Source organism: Gilliamella sp. Gris1-4, from assembly GCF_001690335.1.
GTDB classification, from domain to species: Bacteria; Pseudomonadota; Gammaproteobacteria; order Enterobacterales; family Orbaceae; genus Gilliamella; species Gilliamella apicola_P.
The window spans coordinates 46,572-65,213 of sequence record NZ_LZHA01000014.1; the positions used below are offsets into that span (position 1 = coordinate 46,572).

General features: G+C 36.3%; 15 protein-coding genes and 1 tRNA gene. 2 read left to right on the forward strand and 14 right to left on the reverse strand.

Going from position 1 to position 18,642, the window contains the following annotated elements:
- Together truA and A9G31_RS01730 are read right to left on the reverse strand one after the other, a co-directional pair.
- The gene (truA, locus tag A9G31_RS01725; protein WP_065560164.1) at positions 1-792 is read right to left on the reverse strand and encodes a tRNA pseudouridine(38-40) synthase TruA; all 792 of its coding nucleotides are present in this window, start codon (positions 790-792) and stop codon (positions 1-3) included.
- On the reverse strand, positions 779-1,798 hold the full coding sequence (locus tag A9G31_RS01730) for an aspartate-semialdehyde dehydrogenase (protein ID WP_065560165.1): 1,020 nt from the start codon (positions 1,796-1,798) through the stop codon (positions 779-781). Before A9G31_RS01730 ends, truA begins: the two co-directional genes overlap by 14 nt.
- 178 nt (positions 1,799-1,976) lie before the next feature.
- On the opposite strand from A9G31_RS01730, the gene A9G31_RS01735 reads away from it, so the two are divergent.
- Together A9G31_RS01735 and A9G31_RS12135 are read left to right on the forward strand one after the other, a co-directional pair.
- On the forward strand, positions 1,977-3,023 hold the full coding sequence (locus A9G31_RS01735; protein ID WP_065560166.1) for a LacI family DNA-binding transcriptional regulator: 1,047 nt from the start codon (positions 1,977-1,979) through the stop codon (positions 3,021-3,023).
- Positions 3,024-3,393: 370 nt separating this feature from the next.
- Positions 3,394-3,510 (forward strand): transposase, encoded by a 117-nt coding sequence (locus A9G31_RS12135; RefSeq protein WP_141671343.1) that lies wholly within the window; start codon positions 3,394-3,396, stop codon positions 3,508-3,510.
- Positions 3,511-3,581: 71 nt separating this feature from the next.
- Here A9G31_RS12135 and A9G31_RS11545 read toward each other — a convergent pair whose 3' ends face one another.
- The 12 genes from A9G31_RS11545 to A9G31_RS01800 all read right to left on the reverse strand — a co-directional run bounded on the left by A9G31_RS11545 (position 3,582) and on the right by A9G31_RS01800 (position 18,589).
- The gene (locus A9G31_RS11545; RefSeq protein ID WP_065560167.1) at positions 3,582-4,448 is read right to left on the reverse strand and encodes a hypothetical protein; all 867 of its coding nucleotides are present in this window, start codon (positions 4,446-4,448) and stop codon (positions 3,582-3,584) included.
- A 985-nt stretch (positions 4,449-5,433) separates the two neighbouring features.
- Complete coding sequence (gene truB, locus A9G31_RS01750) at positions 5,434-6,339, reverse strand: tRNA pseudouridine(55) synthase TruB (protein ID WP_442902663.1); 906 nt, start codon at positions 6,337-6,339, stop codon at positions 5,434-5,436.
- A gap of 67 nt (positions 6,340-6,406) precedes the next feature.
- Positions 6,407-6,784: a 30S ribosome-binding factor RbfA gene (rbfA, locus tag A9G31_RS01755; protein WP_065560170.1), complete on the reverse strand. Its 378-nt coding sequence runs from the start codon at positions 6,782-6,784 to the stop codon at positions 6,407-6,409.
- A 66-nt stretch (positions 6,785-6,850) separates the two neighbouring features.
- Positions 6,851-9,514, reverse strand: a complete 2,664-nt coding sequence (gene infB / locus A9G31_RS01760; protein WP_065560171.1) for a translation initiation factor IF-2 — start codon at positions 9,512-9,514, stop codon at positions 6,851-6,853.
- A gap of 17 nt (positions 9,515-9,531) precedes the next feature.
- A complete protein-coding gene (nusA, locus tag A9G31_RS01765) occupies positions 9,532-11,007 on the reverse strand; it encodes a transcription termination factor NusA (RefSeq protein WP_065560172.1) in 1,476 nt (491 codons plus the stop codon).
- Between the two features lie 16 nt (positions 11,008-11,023).
- Positions 11,024-11,485: a ribosome maturation factor RimP gene (gene rimP, locus A9G31_RS01770; protein ID WP_065560173.1), complete on the reverse strand. Its 462-nt coding sequence runs from the start codon at positions 11,483-11,485 to the stop codon at positions 11,024-11,026.
- Between the two features lie 191 nt (positions 11,486-11,676).
- A tRNA-Met gene (locus A9G31_RS01775) sits at positions 11,677-11,753 on the reverse strand.
- Between the two features lie 220 nt (positions 11,754-11,973).
- The gene (gene trpA / locus A9G31_RS01780) at positions 11,974-12,780 is read right to left on the reverse strand and encodes a tryptophan synthase subunit alpha (protein WP_065560174.1); all 807 of its coding nucleotides are present in this window, start codon (positions 12,778-12,780) and stop codon (positions 11,974-11,976) included.
- Entirely contained in the window at positions 12,777-13,970 is a 1,194-nt protein-coding gene (gene trpB, locus A9G31_RS01785; RefSeq protein WP_065560175.1) for a tryptophan synthase subunit beta, read from the reverse strand. Before trpB ends, trpA begins: the two co-directional genes overlap by 4 nt.
- Before the next feature lie 27 nt (positions 13,971-13,997).
- The gene (gene trpCF, locus A9G31_RS01790; protein ID WP_065560176.1) at positions 13,998-15,380 is read right to left on the reverse strand and encodes a bifunctional indole-3-glycerol-phosphate synthase TrpC/phosphoribosylanthranilate isomerase TrpF; all 1,383 of its coding nucleotides are present in this window, start codon (positions 15,378-15,380) and stop codon (positions 13,998-14,000) included.
- Between the two features lie 15 nt (positions 15,381-15,395).
- A complete protein-coding gene (trpD, locus tag A9G31_RS01795; protein ID WP_065560177.1) occupies positions 15,396-17,027 on the reverse strand; it encodes a bifunctional anthranilate synthase glutamate amidotransferase component TrpG/anthranilate phosphoribosyltransferase TrpD in 1,632 nt (543 codons plus the stop codon).
- Positions 17,027-18,589, reverse strand: a complete 1,563-nt coding sequence (locus tag A9G31_RS01800; protein ID WP_065560178.1) for an anthranilate synthase component 1 — start codon at positions 18,587-18,589, stop codon at positions 17,027-17,029. Before A9G31_RS01800 ends, trpD begins: the two co-directional genes overlap by 1 nt.
- Positions 18,590-18,642: the final 53 nt, after the last annotated feature.

Here is an 18,642-nt window from a genome sequence, read left to right on the forward strand (position 1 = left end):
TTATTTTAAAAATAATGGGCCTAATGCTTGGGTTGGTATTTGATATTCTGATGGATAATCCACCTGAACTAAATATAATCCTTCAGGTTTTGCTGTTGCAGCAGCTTTCGTTCTGTCTTTAGCCTGTAAAAGTTCACTAATCCATTCTGGATGTCGATTACCCGCACCAACTTCAAGTAAACTGCCCACAATGTTACGTACCATATGGTGAACAAACGCGTTAGCTTTAATATCAACAATAATAAATTCACCTTGTCGCCAAACTTCGATATGATGAATATTACGCCAAGGTGTTCTTGATTGGCACTGCGCAGCTCTAAAGGATGAAAAATCATTCTCACCTAATAAATACTGTGCAGCTTGATGCATTAAGGTTTCATCCAAAGGTAAATAATAATGCGATACTCCTTTAGCTAAAATTGCTGTCCGATAACGATGATTATAAATCACATAACGATAACGCCGAGCAGTCGCACTAAACCGCGCATGAAAACCATCATCAACTACTTGCGACCAACGCACCGCAATATTATCAGGTAAATGAGAATTCACTCCCATTGTCCAAGCACTAGCTGATCGCATAGCTTGGGTTTCAAAATGAATAACTTGACCAGTTGCGTGTACACCAGCATCTGTGCGACCAGCACAAAAGACGTTTATTGGTGAATTAGCAATTGTCGATAGTGCGGATTCTAGTCTTTCTTGAATAGAATCAACATACTGCTGTCGTTGCCAGCCAAAGTAATTACTACCATCATATTCAATACCAAGGGCAATTTTATATATAGTCATTAATGAGGATCTCAAGTGTCTCAATTAACATTAATGCACCTAAATAACGAATATTATCAGCAACTGACCAAAATTGAATTTGTTCATAATGGCCGTAACTGTGTCTCAAATTAGCCAATTTAATAGTTAGCTGACCTTCAGACTCTATACTAACTTCGGTCACTGGAGTTGGCAGATTATCGCTTTGCACTTCAACCCCAAACTCGCTAAAACGTGCCATATCTAACTCAATCGGTAAGCTACTTGATACATTAATAGCTTGTGACACCCCATAAAACACAGGCACAATCACTGACTCAATAGAGACAGGAAGTTCATAATTACTTAATATTTTACGAATTTGATTAACTTGTGACTTTTCACCTAATATTGAATCATCATGTTCGTGCGATACAGGTAATAAGTTAAATGCTAATTGCTTGTCAAATAACTGATTATCAACTGGCATGCCATTTAATAAGCGAGCGCTCTGCCCAGCCAGCTCATCCACTCCTGGCTTACCATACAATGAGGCTGGAATAAAACTGGTGACATGTAAATTGGTTAATAACTCAATATCAGTTAAAGATGCAACACAACGCAATAATTGGCACACTGTGGCACTAGCTACAGCTATAATGTTTTCATTACGGTATTCAGTTAATACACTGTTATTAACTTTAGGTACTACTAATGGAATATGATCCTGCTGAGCAAAATAGCCACTTGCATCAATCACTACACAACCTGATTCTGCCGTAATTTGTGCATATTTTTCACTTGTTTCATAACCAGCAACAAAAAAGGCAAAATGGCACTGACTCCAATCCATTTGTGCACTATCGGTAACAGTTAAATTTTTACCAGCAAAACGAACAACTTCACCAGCACTATTGTCACTACCGACCAAATAGAGATTTTCAATTTTTAGACTATTGTCTTGTAAACTACGTTGTTGTAATAATTCAACTAGCGCAGAACCCACTTGCCCTGTCGCCCCCACAATAGCAATATTCCATGCAGACATATTTATAAACCCAAATAAAAAATTTAACGGTAATTATATCACTATATTGTCAAAGATAGCGGAAAAAGATATTTTTCAATTTTGGAACACAGATCGACAAAACAAAATCTGATCCCTTACAAATTAGCTTAATATCCGTAAAGTAATAAGCCACTTTAATCAAAATTTATTCGTTAATATGACAAAAATCACTCTATCGGATATTGCTACAAAAGCTAATATTTCAGTTGCTTCGGTTTCAAGAGTATTAAAAAAACCACATTTAACATCCCCTCAAACTCAACTACGCGTTTATCGAGCTATTGAGGAATTAAACATGGATACATCAAAAAATTTTAAATCCTTTCAACCAATACACAACAGTAAAAAGATATTAATTATTGATAATCAACTTTTTTCAAAAAGTTTAATCAACCTTGGTTTAGAGCAATTTTTAAAAAAAGAGCAGTATCAACTGTTTTATTTACAGTTTCCTTATAACAATAAAAGCGATATCCATCATATTATTCGTTATGTAGCCCAAAATGCATTTGACGGAATTATTATTATCAATGACGCCCCGTATTTAAAAACACTAATTTCTTATAAAAATACATTACCACCCATTGTTTTAGTTAATCACTTTTCGCTTGATTTTATCTGTGTTCACTTTGATCATTTATTGATCGGATATCAAATGACAAAATATTTAACTGACAATTCTCATACCCAAGTTGCTATTTTACTTAATAATGATCAATCAATGGATTCCGCACTTTTGTTAAAAGGTTATAAGCAAGCTTTGTTACGCGCAAATATTACTGTTGAACCTCGATATATTATTCAAGGATGTTTTACCTATCAGCATGCTAAATCAGCTATTAAAAAATTAATAAATGGCAGAAAAACACCATCAGCCGTAATTTGCGCCGACAATTTTAGCTTATCTTATTTAGATGAAATTTATTACAAAGACCTACACCATCAATCACCTGATAGCATGGTTTTAGGGGCGTTACATCAAGCCAATGAAAGTAAATCCAAACTAACTAAACCGCTCACTATCTCGTATTTTAGCGCTTCTAAAGAACTTAAATATAATGAATTAGATAATTTATGTAGAATTAATAAACCATTATTTAAAATGGGGCAAAAATCAGCAACTTTACTATGTGATATTATTAAAGACACAACAAGGTCTATTAAGCATAATAAAATTATCAATGTTGAATCAATATTTTACTAATACTTATACTATCCCAAAATACATTTTTCCATTTTGTTTTTACTCTTGTCTTTCGCTTCTCATGATATCACCGCCACGGTTAACCCTGATTTTTTGCGTTCATACTCTCCTTGATACGTCGTTTTCGCATCTAAATTGGTATCATGAATTTTTTAATTTTAAAAACATATTTAACAACCAATTTCGACAAGATGACCATTCATTTGGATAAAAATAATTACAATCAATGTCATCTAATATAATCTTTTGTAGTTCTTTCTCGCTATAAGAAGATTCTAACAATGATCGAATTTCTTTTGTAACTATCCCCTAAAATAGTACAGCAAAAAAGTAGAAAATTCTCTATGATAAAAGAAAAGGGGATTTAATTATGAAAAAAATGACTGAACATCAAATCGTCGCTATTTTAAAAGAAGCTGAAGCTGATATTCCCGTTAAAGATCTGTGCCGTAAATATGGCATGGGTAATTCAACTTTCTATAAATGACCGGAAAAATACGGTGGTATGGAAAGCTCAGATATTAAACGTCTAAAAGAACTAGAGGCGGAAAGTAAGTGCTACAAGCGACTCGTGCCATCCGTTTTCAGTCCAGTTTGTTTTTGTATTGCTATAAACTTCTTTTCTGACATTTCCACAATACATTCAGCTACTTTTGTATCCTCTTTTACATGGACGATAGATACTCTTAAGTAATTACCAAAATCGGTTTTTAATAAACTCTCATAATAAATACCGACGCACTGATTATAAGACCACTTGTTATCATTTTCACATCGTTCAGCAATACTTTCTCTTAGTTCTGATGCATCAAAATCAGGGTCTTCTACCAAATTTGCTTGACCTGTTTTTGAACAGGCACAAATTAAACAGTCTTGCTGATCATTCGTTTGATTTTCACCAAATACTTCTAATGGAATCACTAAAGATGGAGCGGGGGCTGGTTGATAAAGTTTTTTATAATTGACGGTAAAAGATTTTTGATTACATTTCATGATTAACCTATCATTACCAAATAAGCTAACATTTTCTATTGCTTGACATTGATTTGAGGAAAGTAAATAGTAAGCCAATTTAATTACTTTATCATAGGGGAATTGGGATGTATGTTGTTTTTGAAATTTAATAATACTATCACTAATATGGGATTTTAGTTCACTATTGTTCCTATCTAGAATAGGCATAACATATAGTTGATCATAATATTTACCATATCTGGTTCCATCAACAGGATCAGTATAGATAATGCTATAATCATTATCATTGAGTAAATTAACATAAGGATATTCTGGAACAAAATATTCTTCATAGTCATCTAACCCTCCGCCAAACCAAGGATTAATAAATGAAGAATTACCTTTTTTGGTAGCCAGCGCATAACTTAGTATGCTGTTATCTGGATTTTGGCAGGTTAAAATAATGTACATTTGGTCGTTGGTAACAAAAGAGTGTTTAAATTTATGGCAAATTGGTTTGCCATAGTTGGGGTTGTAATAATAAAATTTTTTATCGGTTGTTGCATAGCCTTCAGCGAAATTCTCTCTTAAATTTTGAATCCGTTTTTCATCTGATGTCCCAGTATCTTGATAGAATGGTTTTAAAGTATCGCCAAGTAGTTTCTCTTTAAGATTTTTTTTTTGCCACTAAATAATTTTGCGTTTTATTTTCTATGATTGAGTTATTTATTGGGATAAAAAAGATAATCGCAAATAACATTGTAATTGTTATATAGTCACCTTCCTTTTTGTTGGATTTGATTAGTAAGTAAGATACACCGACAAGAGAATTAAAAATAAATAAAACGATAATTATAAACGTTGTTATTTTTTGATCACTAAGTATAAGATTACTATCTTGACCAAGTCGAGAAAAAATAATAAGGCATTCAATTGTGAGTAAAATTGTAACAAAAATTCGCATATTCTAATTTTTTCAACTATTACATAGTTCCACATATTATAATGAAAATAATGATATTCACAAAATAGAATGAAGTAACCGTAAAATTGTGGTTAAACAAGGCATATTTTCTAAACTAAAAGAAATAAATATTGCAGCAAATTCTGCGGCAACAAAAGTATTTCCTAATATGTCGATTAAAACATTAAAAATGTATGAAAACAAATACACGTTTTCAAGTTGAAGGATGGCAAATGACTGCCCAACTTGAACAAAGCAAAAGAATAGAGATTTTTAATGAAAATATTATTCATTTAAAAAAAGTAAATGTAACTATCCTCTAAAATAGTACAGCAAAAAGTAGTAAATTCGCTTTGCTAAAAATAGCTGAGTACCAAATCGTCTTTATATTAAAAAATAATTTAGGCAAGAATTTTCTGAACCTAATTTAGAATCACAACTTCTGCTGTACTATTTGCTTGTTTTTTGAGGTTAGCTTTAAACTAAGCAAGACTACTTGATGAATGTTGATATTAAACGCTTTGGCAATAATTTGTTATTTTGCATTATACCAGCGCCAATAAATTGCTTGCCTTGATAAATTCGCACTAAGGTTTCAACTTGCGTGGAGCTTTCAAGTTCAATGGTTCGTCCTAATAATATGTCTTTACCTTGCGTATCGCTAAGGGTAACTTTTGGGCGATCTTGCAATGGGCTGTCAACGGGCATTAGTAGATCATCTTTAAGTTCGATATTTTGTAACTGTTCTAACGTAACCATGTTTTCAATCGGGTAATTGGTAACTTGTAAACGCCTTAAATAAATAACGTGTGCTCCGCAACCCAATAATTCCCCTAAATCATCAATAATGGTTCGGATGTAGGTGCCTTTTGAGCAGTGTATTTCTAACGTTAATTCGTTTTTTATTGTATCAAATTGGATAAATTGATTTTCGTAAACGGTAATTGGTCTAGCTTCACGTTCAACCACAATACCTTGGCGAGCATATTGGTAAAGCGGTTTTCCTTGATATTTTAATGCCGAAAACATAGTTGGCACTTGTAAAATATCACCGCGAAAATGTGTTAAAGCTTGGTTGATTTGTGATTCAGTCACTTTAACAGGTTTGGTACATATAATTTGACCATCGGCATCAGATGTATCGGTTCGTTCTCCTAGTTTGGCGATCACACGATAACGCTTATCTGAATCCAATAAATATTGTGAAAATTTGGTTGCTTCACCAAAACAGATAGGAAGCATCCCTGTCGCTAGTGGATCAAGAGCTCCCGTATGCCCTGCCTTTTTAGCATTAAATAACCATTTTACTTTTTGCAACGCATCGTTTGATGTCATGCCTTGCGTTTTGTCTAGCAACAAAACGCCGTGAAGATCACGGCGAGTTTTTTTTATATTCATCATTTTTTATACTGAAACACATAGTTACCGGAAACTTTTTTACAGAGTTCAGGACTATTTTTTAATATTAATCTTTATGACGCTCATTATCTTGTTTGATAACATCCGCCACCAAACTCGACATTTGCATACCTTTAACGAGCGACTCATCGTAAAAGAATTTTATCTCTGGAATGATTCGCAAACGCATCGCTTTGCCAATTAAGGTTCGAATGTAACCTTTAGCATCATTAAGTACCGTTAATCCTTGTTCAATAACTTGTGGATCATCGTCATTCAAAAAAGTCACAAAAACTTTGGCATACGAAAGATCACGCGAGATATCAACGCCTGAAACAGTTACCATACCAAGGCGAGGGTCTTTGATTTCTCGTTGTAAGATAATTGCAATTTCTTTTTGTAATTCATGTCCAACTCGAGATGAACGATTAAATGCTTTTGCCATATCTATTTTCCTTATAAATGAATAAGCAAGGACTATACCTTGCTTATAACATCAAATACGTTGTAATTAGATCGTACGTTTGATTTCGATAGTTTCAAAAACTTCAATCGTGTCGCCAACACGAACATCGTTGTAGTTACGCACACCAATACCACATTCGGTTCCATTACGTACTTCGTTAACATCATCTTTAAAGCGACGTAATGATTCAAGTTCGCCTTCATAGATAACAACGTTATCACGCAATACACGAATTGGGTTGTGACGTTTAACAACACCTTCGGTTACCATACAACCTGCAATTGCACCAAATTTAGGTGATTTAAACACATCACGCACTTGAGCAAGACCAATAATTTCTTGTTTGTATTCTGGTGCAAGCATACCGCTCATAGCTTGTTTAACTTCGTCAATTAGATCATAAATAACAGAGTAATAACGTAGATCTAAATTTTCTGATTCAATCACTTTACGTGCTGAAGCATCGGCACGAACGTTAAAGCCTAAAATGATCGCATTTGATGCAGCAGCCAGCGATGCGTCAGTTTCGGTTATACCGCCCACACCTGATCCAATAATTTTAACTTTAACTTCATCTGTTGATAGTTTAAGTAATGAATCAGAAATCGCCTCAGCAGAACCTTGAACATCTGCTTTTAGAACAATATTGAGTTCAGAAACATCGCCTTCTGTCATGTTGGTAAACATGTTTTCAAGCTTCGCTTTTTGTTGACGAGCAAGTTTTACATCACGGAATTTACCTTGTCGATAAAGCGCAACTTCACGAGCTTTCTTTTCATCACGTACAACAGTAGCTTCGTCACCAGCTGATGGCACTCCAGACAAGCCAAGAATTTCAACTGGTATTGATGGACCAGCTTCAGTCACTTCTTTACCTAGTTCATTGCGCATCGCTCGGATACGACCGTATTCAAATCCACAAAGTACGATATCACCTTTACGCAACGTACCTGATTGAACAAGTACTGTTGCAACTGAACCACGACCTTTATCAAGGAATGATTCAATCACAACGCCGCTTGCCATACCTGTTTCGTACGCAGTTAATTCAAGCACTTCAGCTTGTAGTAAGATGGCTTCAAGTAGTTGATCAATACCAGTACCTGCTTTAGCAGACACATGAACAAACTGAGTATCCCCCCCCCAATCTTCTGACATTACGCCATATTGTGCTAGTTCGCCTTTTACACGCTCTGGATCAGCTTCAGGTTTATCAATTTTGTTAACAGCAACAACAATTGGTACATTTGCCGCTTTAGCATGTTGGATTGCTTCTATAGTTTGTGGCATTACACCATCATCAGCAGCAACAACAAGTACTACAATATCCGTTGCTTTAGCACCCCGCGCACGCATAGAGGTAAACGCCGCATGACCTGGAGTATCTAAGAAAGTTATTTCTCCACTTGGTGTTTTAACATGATAAGCACCGATATGTTGTGTAATTCCACCAGCTTCGCCTGAAGCCACTTTTGCTTTACGAATATAGTCAAGTAAAGAGGTTTTACCATGGTCAACGTGTCCCATAATGGTAACAACTGGTGCGCGCGAAACTTTTTCAGCGCCTGTATCACGGTCGCTCATGAGTGATTCTTCAAGTTCATTCTCACGACGTAATACCACTTTATGTCCCATTTCTTCAGCCACTAATTGTGCCGTTTCTTGGTCGATAACCTGATTAATGGTTGCCATTGCTCCCATTTTCATCATGGTTTTGATCACTTCGGAACCTTTTACTGCCATTTTATTCGCTAATTCAGCAACGGTAATGGTTTCACCAATAACAACATCACGATTAACTGCTTGGACAGGTTTAGTAAAACTTTGTTGCAACGTGCTTTTACCTTTCTTTTTATTATGGCCGCCACGAGTCACAGCTCGAGCTTCTTCACGTTCCGCTTTGCCTTCTGATAACTTGTTGCCTTTTTTCTGTTTAGTTTGTTTAGTGTTTCGACCACGTCCACGAGCGCTTTCAACTTCACGGTCAGTTTCATCTTCTGCTGCTCTAGCGTATTTAGAGGTTGTCACATGATAATCTTCATCTTCTGTATGATCACTATCATCAACTTCATTATATTGTTCTGCTAGCTTACGAGCTTCTTCAGCCATACGCTTGGCATCTTCCTCTAATTTTCGACGATTTTCTTCTTCCGCTTTACGTTTAATCTCATTCGCTTCAGCTTCTAATCGTGCTTTTTCTTCTTGCGCTTTTTTTACTTTTGGATCAACTACTCGCTCTTGTGCCGCTTTCGCTTTTTCCTCTTGAGCACGCTTTTTCGCTTCTTCTTCAGCTTTCTTTTCTTTTTCTTCCGCTTCTTTACGCGCTTTTAATTCGGCTTCTTGTTTCGCTTTTAGTTCTGCTTCTTGGCGAGCTTTTTGTTCAGCTTCTAAGCGTGCTTTTTCTTGCTCCGCCGCAATTTCAGCTGGATCGCGTTTAACAAAAGTTCGTTTTTTACGAACTTCTACTTTTATTTCTTTGCTTTTGCCACCACCGCTCGACACATTTAAAGTTGAGTGCGTCTTACGTTGCAATGTTAACTTTGTTGGGCCTTGCTGAGGTTTTAAATGAGCAAGCAAAGCTTCTTTCTCCTTTTGTGTGACAGTGTCTGTTGCAGATTTCTTCATACCTGCATCAGCAAACTGTTGCAAAAGTGTTTGCACTGGTGTGTTGATTTCTTGAGCCAGTGTTTCTATTGATACTTTGGTCATGTATTACTTTTCCTCAATTATTCATCTGCAAACCAACAAATATTACGAGCAGCCATAATAAAATCGCCAGCTTGTTCGTTTGTTATACCTTCAATCTCAGCTAAATCATCAGTACCTTGTTCTGCTAAATCTTCCAAAGTAATGATGTCATGTTGTACTAATTGATAAGCTAACTCTTGTGTCATACCGGGTAGATTTAGCAAATCTTGAGCTGGTTGTTTTTCGCCACTATTTGCTAGTGCAAGTGTTGTTAATGCATCTTTCGCTCGAGCTCTTAATGCTTCAACCAAATCTTCATCAAGCTCTTCAATTTCAAGCAATTCGTCAACTGGCACATAGGCAAGTTCCTCAAGTGAGGTAAAGCCTTCTTCAACTAATAGCTGTGCAAGCCCTTCATCAATATCAAGATGTTTCATCAAATTATTGATTGCAGCAAAAGATTCTGCATGATGTTTTTCTTGTAAATCTTCGTTACTCATCACATTTAGTGTCCAGCCAGTAAGCTGTGAAGCTAAACGGATATTCTGACCATTTCGACCAATGGCTTGTGGTAAAGTTTCAGCATTGACGGCTACATCCATGGTGTGTTTGTCTTCATCAACAACAATTGAAACAACATCTGCCGGCGCCATAGCATTAATTACATATTGTGCAGGATTATCGTCCCATAAAACAATGTCAATACGTTCTCCACCAAATTCATTAGATACTGCTTGTACGCGCGCACCACGCATACCAACACAAGCACCAACAGGGTCAATACGACGATCATTACTACTAACTGCGATTTTAGCACGTGAGCCAGGATCACGAGCCACGCCTTTGATGTCAATCATCTCTTCACCAATTTCAGGGACTTCAATACGGAATAACTCTTCCATCATTTCAGGGTTTGAACGGCTAATGCATAGTTGTGCAGGTTTATTATTTTGTTCTACAAGATATAAAATACCACGGACACGATCGCCTATACGGAAGTTTTCACGCGGTAACATATCATGGCGTGACATCATTGCGTCTGCATTGTTACCTAAATCAAGAATCACGCTATCGCGATTGGTTTTTTTGACAATTCCAGTCACAATATCACCAATACGATTTCTAAACATGTCAATGATCATTGCACGCTCAGCTTCGCGTACCTTTTGTACGATAACTTGTTTTGCTGTTTGTGTGGTTATACGGTCAAAAGCAACGGATTCAATTTGCTCTTCAACGTAATCGCCAAGTTTAACAGATGGGTCTTCGTATTGTGCAGCGTCTAATGTCATTTCTTTAGTTGGTTGCGTAACTTCATCAACAACAAGCCAACGGCGGAAAGTGTCGTAATCACCTGTTTTGTGATCTATTTTAACAACAACGTCAATATCAACATTATGCTTCTTTTTTGTGGCCGTTGCTAATGCGGTTTCTAAAGCTTCGAAAATTTTATCACGCGTAAGTGCTTTTTCGTTTGATACAGCTTCAACAACAGCTAAAATTTCTTTATTCATCCTTTACATCCGTACTCTATTTAAGGTTAAAATTAGGTACAATATTCGCTTTTTGAATATTACTAAAAGCAAATACTTCATCTTTATCATCTACAGTTAATGTAATCATTTGGCTATCGATAGACTTAATTCGTCCTTTCCATTTACGGCGATTAGCAACAGGTATACGTAGACTGACTGTAACTTCTTCACCAATAAACCGCTGATAATGCTCAAGCGTAAACAAAGGTCTGTCCATTCCTGGTGATGAAACTTCAAGATTGTAAGCATCTTTGATCGGGTCTTCTACATCAAGCACCGCACTGATTTGACGGCTTGCATCAGCACAATCATCAACCGTAATACCATTTTCACTATCAATATAGACTCGTAGTATAGGATAACGACCACGAATATATTCAACTCCGACTAATTCAAAACCAAGTGCATTAACTGGCTCTTGGATAATATCGGTTAATTGTTGTTCTATATTAGCCAAACAAACCTCCACAGCAGAAAATAAAAAAGGGCATAAAGCCCAACATTCTTTTTAAACTTACGCTTAAATCACTACACGAAAAAAAACCTCGACATGCGAGGCTTACATTCAAAAACTAACTATAATGAAGCCACTTTATTCGAACTTTCAGACAATAACAGGATAGATTGGTTTATGAATGAAAATTTAAGTGGTTGCGGGGGCTGGATTTGAACCAACGACCTTCGGGTTATGAGCCCGACGAGCTACCAAGCTGCTCCACCCCGCGATAGATGAATGAGAATTATACGGCATTTTAAATAAAATGCAACTGCAAATCACACTGATTTTATCAGTAACCTTAAAATTATTAAAAATATGCTACACGTCAATTTTAATATATATATACCACTTAACTTAAGCATAATTGTTTAACTTATATTGGCACAATAATTCCATTTTCAAGCCTATTATTGTGCCCACTATTTAGTACTATAAAGTAATATAAATTACTTGCTAGTTGCCTGTTTCATTGATTGAACAAATTTGGCTAATTGGCTAAGCATTTGTTCGGGATTGTCGAGGTTTTTCTCAATAATTTTTACTGTTGCCGATCCGCTAATTGCCCCAACTGCACCGGATTTAATCGCTTCGCTAACTTGAGTTGGTTCTGAAATACCAAACCCTTGTAACGCAGGTGGAGCGCCAAACTCAACTAATTTTTTGATCAGATGGGTAAGCGGTTTGTTAGCTCGATTTTCAGCACCAGTAACACCTGCTCGTGATACCAAATAGGTATAACCTTTGCCTTGCTTAGCAATACTTTGAATGACTTTATCATCAGCATTTGGTGGACAAATAAAAATCGGTGCTATATTGTATTTTTCGGCGGCCACTGTAAATTCTTGTGCATATTGAGCTGGCAAATCAGCAATCAATACTGAATCAACTCCCGCTTTGGCACACTTGGCATAAAAGTCGTCGATACCATTTTTGAAAACTAAATTAGCATAAATAAGTAATCCTATTGGAATATTGATGTATTGCGCTCTGACATTGGTTAAAATTTCAAAACACTTTTCAACTGTTATTCCTGCTTTAAATGCCCGAATATTGGCATTTTGAATAGTTGGACCATCGGCCATAGGATCTGAAAATGGGATCCCTAGCTCTAGTGCATCAGCGCCAGATTCAATTAAAGTTTGAATGATTTTAAATGACAGTTCTGGCGTTGGATCACCAACTGGAACAAAAGGAACAAAAGCACCTCGTTTTTCGGCTGTTAATGTTGCAAACAGTTTTTGATAACGGCTCATTCTATTTCTCCTTTTGCTTTTAAAATATCATAAACGGTAAAGATATCTTTATCGCCACGCCCTGACAGGTTAACTATTAGTAGCTGTTCTTTAGTTGGATTTTCTTTTATCATTTTCATAGCATAAGCTAATGCGTGTGATGATTCTAACGCAGGAATAATACCTTCATGTCGTGATAATGCTTTAAATGCATCAAGCGCTTCATCATCAGTAATTGAAACATAATCAGCACGACCAATACTATCTAAATACGCATGCTGTGGACCAACTGATGGAAAATCTAACCCTGCCGATATTGAATAAGATTCTTCAATTTGTCCTTCTTCCGTTTGCATCATCGGTGATTTCATACCGAAATAGATGCCAAGCTTACCATGTTTTAACGAAGCTCCATGTTCGCCACTTTCAATCCCATGACCTCCTGGCTCTACACCAATTAATTTGACGGATTTATCATCAATAAAATTAGCAAACATACCAATTGCGTTTGAACCACCACCAACACATGCAATTACTGCATCAGGCAAACGCCCTTCTTTTTCAAGGATTTGTTGTTTAGCTTCACGGCTGATCATCTGTTGAAACTCACGTACAATAGTTGGAAAAGGATGCGGACCTGCTGCCGTACCTAACATATAATGCGCTTTTTCATAACTGCCAGACCAATCACGTAATGCCTCATTACACGCATCTTTTAAAGTCGCTGAACCAGTTTCAACTGGGATGACTGTTGCGCCCATCAACCGCATTCTAAATACGTTAGGTGCTTGGCGTTTAACATCTTTTGCACCCATATAAATTCGGCATTTTAAGCCAAGTAGTGCACAGGCTAAAGCCGAAGCAACACCATGTTGCCCTGCACCTGTTTCGGCTATAATTTCAGTTTTGCCCATTCTTTTAGCAAGCAATGCTTGTCCTAAAACTTGGTTAGTTTTGTGCGCACCACCATGCACTAAATCTTCTCGTTTTAAGTAAAGCTTGGTTTTGGTGCCTGCCGTTAGATTTTTACATAAAGTTAATGCTGTTGGTCTACCAGCATAGTTAACTAATAAGTCGTTAAACTCTTTCTGAAAGTTTGGATCGTTGACTGCAGAGATAAAAGCATCTTCAAGTTGTTCAAGCACTGGCATTAATATTTGAGGAACATATTGCCCACCAAATTCGCCAAAGTAAGGATTTAACTTAGACATAACTATTCCTTTTTTTTTAAATAAAAATTAAATTTGTTCAAATACAGCTTGGATTTTTTGTTTATCTTTAATTCCTGGGGATATTTCAACACCAGAGTTTAGATCAACGCCTATCACCCCAGTTGCTAAAGCTGACCTTATATTTTTTGAGTTAATACCCCCTGCTAGAATGACATTATTTAAATTATGATTAGTGAGCATTGTCCAATCAAAACATTCACCTGTACCACCATCCCCGTTATCAAACAGATAACGTGAGATTAAGAGATTATTATGTTCAGGAACGGTGCTACCAATACTTAATGCTTTCCAAATTTGGCAAGTTCTGGGTAATTCTTGTCGCAACATTTCGATATAGTTTTCATCTTCATTACCATGCAGTTGGACAGCATACAAGGATAACTGTTTTGCTATTTGAACTACTGTTTCGATTTCTTCATTTCGAAATACACCAACCCAATTAAGCGGTGCTGCAACAATAACTTTTCGAGCCTTAATTGGCTGTATATAACGTGCTGAATTTGTAACAAAAATCAAACCACCATAAACTGCACCAGCTTGATAAGCACTAACAGCATCTTCGGGACGTGTTAAACCGCATACTTTATTTTCGCCTAACATCACCTTGCGAATTGCCAAAGTTAAGTTTGGTTCAGACATTAACGCACTGCCAATTAAGAATCCATCTGCAAAACGACTCAGTTCTTTAACCTGATTGTGAGTATAAATACCCGATTCACTAATAATAATACGATCGTTAGGAATTGATTTGGATAAGGCTTTTACCCGATTTAGATCAACCGTCAAATCCCTTAAGTTACGATTATTAATACCGATTACTTTCGCACCCAGTTGGATGGCTCTTTCAACTTCGTTTTCAGTACTAGCTTCTGTCAATATCCCCATATTGAGCTTATGAGCAATGTTACTTAGATGACGATATTCATCATCCGTCAATACAGATAGCATTAATAGTACTGCGTCAGCTTGATAATAACGCGCTAAATAGATCTGATATTCATCAATAATAAAGTCCTTACAAAGCACGGGTTGTGTGATTTCATTACGAACTATGGATAAAAATTCAAAGCTACCTTGAAAATATTTTTCATCAGTCAATACTGAAACTACTGAAGCATAATCTTTATAAACTTTAGCAATAGCGGCTGGATCAAAATCATCTCGAATCAAACCTTTTGATGGCGACGCTTTTTTACACTCTAAAATAAAAACCGTTTTAGGTTTATTTAGCGCTTGATAAAAATTGCGATCACTAGGTATTACTGCTGATTTGAACATTGTAAGTGGATTTGTTTCCTGCTGCTCAGTTAACCAAATCTGTTTATCGTCAATGATCTTTTTTAGTACTGTTGCCATTTCAACATTTTTTACTAATGCTGCAATTGCCATGTTATTCTCCACTTATTATCTTGCTGCTAGTTGTTGTAATAATGCATAAGGTTTACCACTTTGCATCATTTCAATTGCCCGTTGTGCATTTTGTTTTAAATTTGACTCGCCAAATAAGCTCATTAACATCGCAACATTAGCGGCAATTGCTGATTGGTGTGCTGATTTTCCGTGACCTTGTAAAATGGCAATTAACATATCACGATTCTGCTCAGGTGTACCCCCTTCAATATCTTTTAAGGTAAATGTTGGCAAGCCAAAATCATCAGGTTTAAGCGTAAAATATTGAATTTTACCATCTTTAACTTCAGCAACGTCAGTTTCGCCATGAATGGCAACCTCGTCCATACCTGCGCCATGCACCACATAAGCATGTTTATAATTAAGCATTTTTAATGTTTCAGCAATCGGTTGGATCAAATCTGGATGATACACGCCTAATAAAATACGTTTAGGACGAGATGGATTAATCAATGGTCCTAACACATTAAAAATGGTCCGAGTTTTTAATTGTTGGCGTATTGGTGCTGCATGGCGAAAACCTGAATGATATTGCTGGGCAAATAAGAAGCACACACCAAGTTCATCTAATGCCTGACGAGATGTTTGTGCTGACATATTTAATTTAATGCCTAAGGCAGAAAGCACATCGGAAGAGCCTGATTTACTTGATACACCACGATTACCATGTTTAGCCACTTTATAACCTAATGCTGCAGCCACAAAAGCACTAGCTGTTGAGATGTTAATGCTATTGGTGCCATCCCCCCCAGTACCAACAATATCAGTAAAATCATAATCTGGAGAATCAAAATGATCGGCATTCTCAAGCAATGCTAAAGCTGCCCCTGCTATTTCATCCGGTTTTTCACCACGAACTTTCATACTAATTATTGCGGTAGCCAATACAGTTGGTTCAATCTTACCTTGAATAATTAAATTAAATAGTATTTTACTTTCCTCTTGTGTAAGGGTTTGCCCTAAATATAATTTATTAACAATAGGTTGAATATTATACTCTTGCTTATCAACAATAGCTTCCTGTTTTGGCTTCTCTTGTTTTTGTGGAGGATTTAGTGCCCATTTAATAGTTTGTTCTAATAATTCTACACCTTGAATGGTTAATATAGATTCTGGATGAAATTGAAAACCACAAACCCGATCCTCATCATTACGAACTGCCATTACAATATTATTGCAAAGCGCATTGATGGTTAGTGTTTTTGGAATATTTTCACCTTTTAAAGAGTGATAACGAGCCACCGGTAGCGGATTTGGTAATCCTTTAAACATCGCTTGCTCATCATGCTCAATTAAAGATGCCTTACCATGCAAAATATCGCCAGCTGGCACAATCGCTCCACCATAGGATTCCACAATAGCTTGATAACCAAGGCAGATACCAATAATAGGCAATTTACCTTTTAAACGTTTTAACAGTTCTGGCATGCATCCAGCGTCACTTGGCGCTCCTGGACCTGGTGATAACATTAAAATAGGGTTTTGCATTTGTGACAATTTTTCAATAATTACATTTGCAGGGATAGTATTTCGATAAATCGTCACACAATGCTTACTATTACGTAATTGATCGACCAAGTTATAAGTAAAAGAATCAATATTATCAATAAATAAGATATTAGCCATTAGAATACACCTTCTACATTATGCGCTACCATGATAGCTCGAATAACTGCACGTGCTTTATTACGTGATTCATCAGATTCTGATTGTGGCTTTGAATCTAGCACCACACCACTGCCAGCTTGTACTGTCGCTATGCCATCTTCGACATAGGCACTTCGAATCACAATACAGGTATCAAGATCGCCATTCGCGGTAAAATAGCCAACAGCACCACCATAGCTACCACGTTTAACTTTTTCTGATTCAGCAATTAATTGCATCGCACGAACTTTGGGTGCTCCTGTTAATGTTCCCATATTCATAGTGGCTTGATAAGCATGAAGCGCATCTAAATCACTGCGTAACTGACCAACCACACGCGAAACTAAATGCATCACAAAAGAGTAACGATCCACTTTTAACAAATCTTTAGTATAACGAGTACTGGGTTTACAGATACGCGCTAAATCGTTGCGAGCTAAATCAACTAACATTAAGTGTTCAGCTAGTTCTTTTTTATCGGTGCGCATTTCAAGTTCTAACCTACTATCTAAATCAAAATCAATTTCACCATTTGTAGTTAATCCACGTGGACGAGTACCGGCAATTGGGTAGATTTCAACTTGATTAGTTGCTTTAGTATACTTAAGTGCACTTTCAGGTGAGGCCCCAAATAACACAAAATCACTATCTTGCATATAAAACATGTAAGGGCTTGGATTATTGTTTTTTAATATCTGATAAGCCGATAATGGTTCAGGGCAAGGTAATTTAAAACGCCGTGAAGGTACTGCTTGAAAAATTTCCCCCTGCTCAATTGCATCTTGCATTTTTTTGATAACTGTATTGAAATCATCATCACTTTTATTACATGTCACATCGATATTAGCAAGGGACTGAGTATGAATGGCTTTCATTGGGCTATTTAATGTTGCTTGTAAATTAGCTAACCGTTGTGTTAAGCGCTCAGTTTCTTTTAAATCAGAAGTGAAAACCGTCGTTTTTAAAATGGATTTATGATCTTTATGATTTATTTCTAATATTGTTTCAGCTAAATAAAAACAGAAATCTTGACAACGCTGCTCTGTAGGTAAATTAGGTAAGTTTTCAAATCCAGCGACAAGGTCGTAACAAAATAGCCCACCAACAAAAATCGCATCTTGACCACATTGTTCAGGGATATTCACAATAGTCAATAATGTGCGTAATGCATCAAAAACTGATAGCGACTTTAATCTTGAATCTTCATCTTGCATACTATCAATAGTGGGAAATACCAATTTAAGTGTTTGTTCATCCACTTGTACATTATCTAACTTGTCTGTAAAAGCCTGTTGTAATAAAGGTAATAGCTTTTCACCATTTGTGGTCAATGCCTTAAAAGTCACTTCATTATTTATTGCCGAAATACGTAATGCACTATCGACAATCATGACACTTTTAATTCCTTGCTTATTATCAATTTCGGCTGATTCTAGTAACAACGTTGCCGGTTTACTATCGCACAATTGATAAAACACTTGAGTTGGATCTTGATAATAACCGATGGTTTGGGTTATTTGTGTTAATGTCGGCTTATTCATTGTTGGCTCTCTACATTTAAATTTTTATTTAGCTGATTCGTTTAACATCCAAA

Coding starts and splice junctions, on each gene's coding strand:
- truA (WP_065560164.1), bottom strand. CDS start 792: ATGACTATATATAAAATTGCCCTTGGTATTGAATATGATGGTAGTAAT.
- A9G31_RS01730 (WP_065560165.1), bottom strand. CDS start 1,798: ATGTCTGCATGGAATATTGCTATTGTGGGGGCGACAGGGCAAGTGGGT.
- A9G31_RS01735 (WP_065560166.1), top strand. CDS start 1,977: ATGACAAAAATCACTCTATCGGATATTGCTACAAAAGCTAATATTTCA.
- A9G31_RS12135 (WP_141671343.1), top strand. CDS start 3,394: ATGAAAAAAATGACTGAACATCAAATCGTCGCTATTTTAAAAGAAGCT.
- A9G31_RS11545 (WP_065560167.1), bottom strand. CDS start 4,448: ATGTACATTATTTTAACCTGCCAAAATCCAGATAACAGCATACTAAGT.
- truB (WP_442902663.1), bottom strand. CDS start 6,339: ATGAATATAAAAAAAACTCGCCGTGATCTTCACGGCGTTTTGTTGCTA.
- rbfA (WP_065560170.1), bottom strand. CDS start 6,784: ATGGCAAAAGCATTTAATCGTTCATCTCGAGTTGGACATGAATTACAA.
- infB (WP_065560171.1), bottom strand. CDS start 9,514: ATGACCAAAGTATCAATAGAAACACTGGCTCAAGAAATCAACACACCA.
- nusA (WP_065560172.1), bottom strand. CDS start 11,007: ATGAATAAAGAAATTTTAGCTGTTGTTGAAGCTGTATCAAACGAAAAA.
- trpA (WP_065560174.1), bottom strand. CDS start 12,780: ATGAGCCGTTATCAAAAACTGTTTGCAACATTAACAGCCGAAAAACGA.
- trpB (WP_065560175.1), bottom strand. CDS start 13,970: ATGTCTAAGTTAAATCCTTACTTTGGCGAATTTGGTGGGCAATATGTT.
- trpCF (WP_065560176.1), bottom strand. CDS start 15,380: ATGGCAATTGCAGCATTAGTAAAAAATGTTGAAATGGCAACAGTACTA.
- trpD (WP_065560177.1), bottom strand. CDS start 17,027: ATGGCTAATATCTTATTTATTGATAATATTGATTCTTTTACTTATAAC.
- A9G31_RS01800 (WP_065560178.1), bottom strand. CDS start 18,589: ATGAATAAGCCGACATTAACACAAATAACCCAAACCATCGGTTATTAT.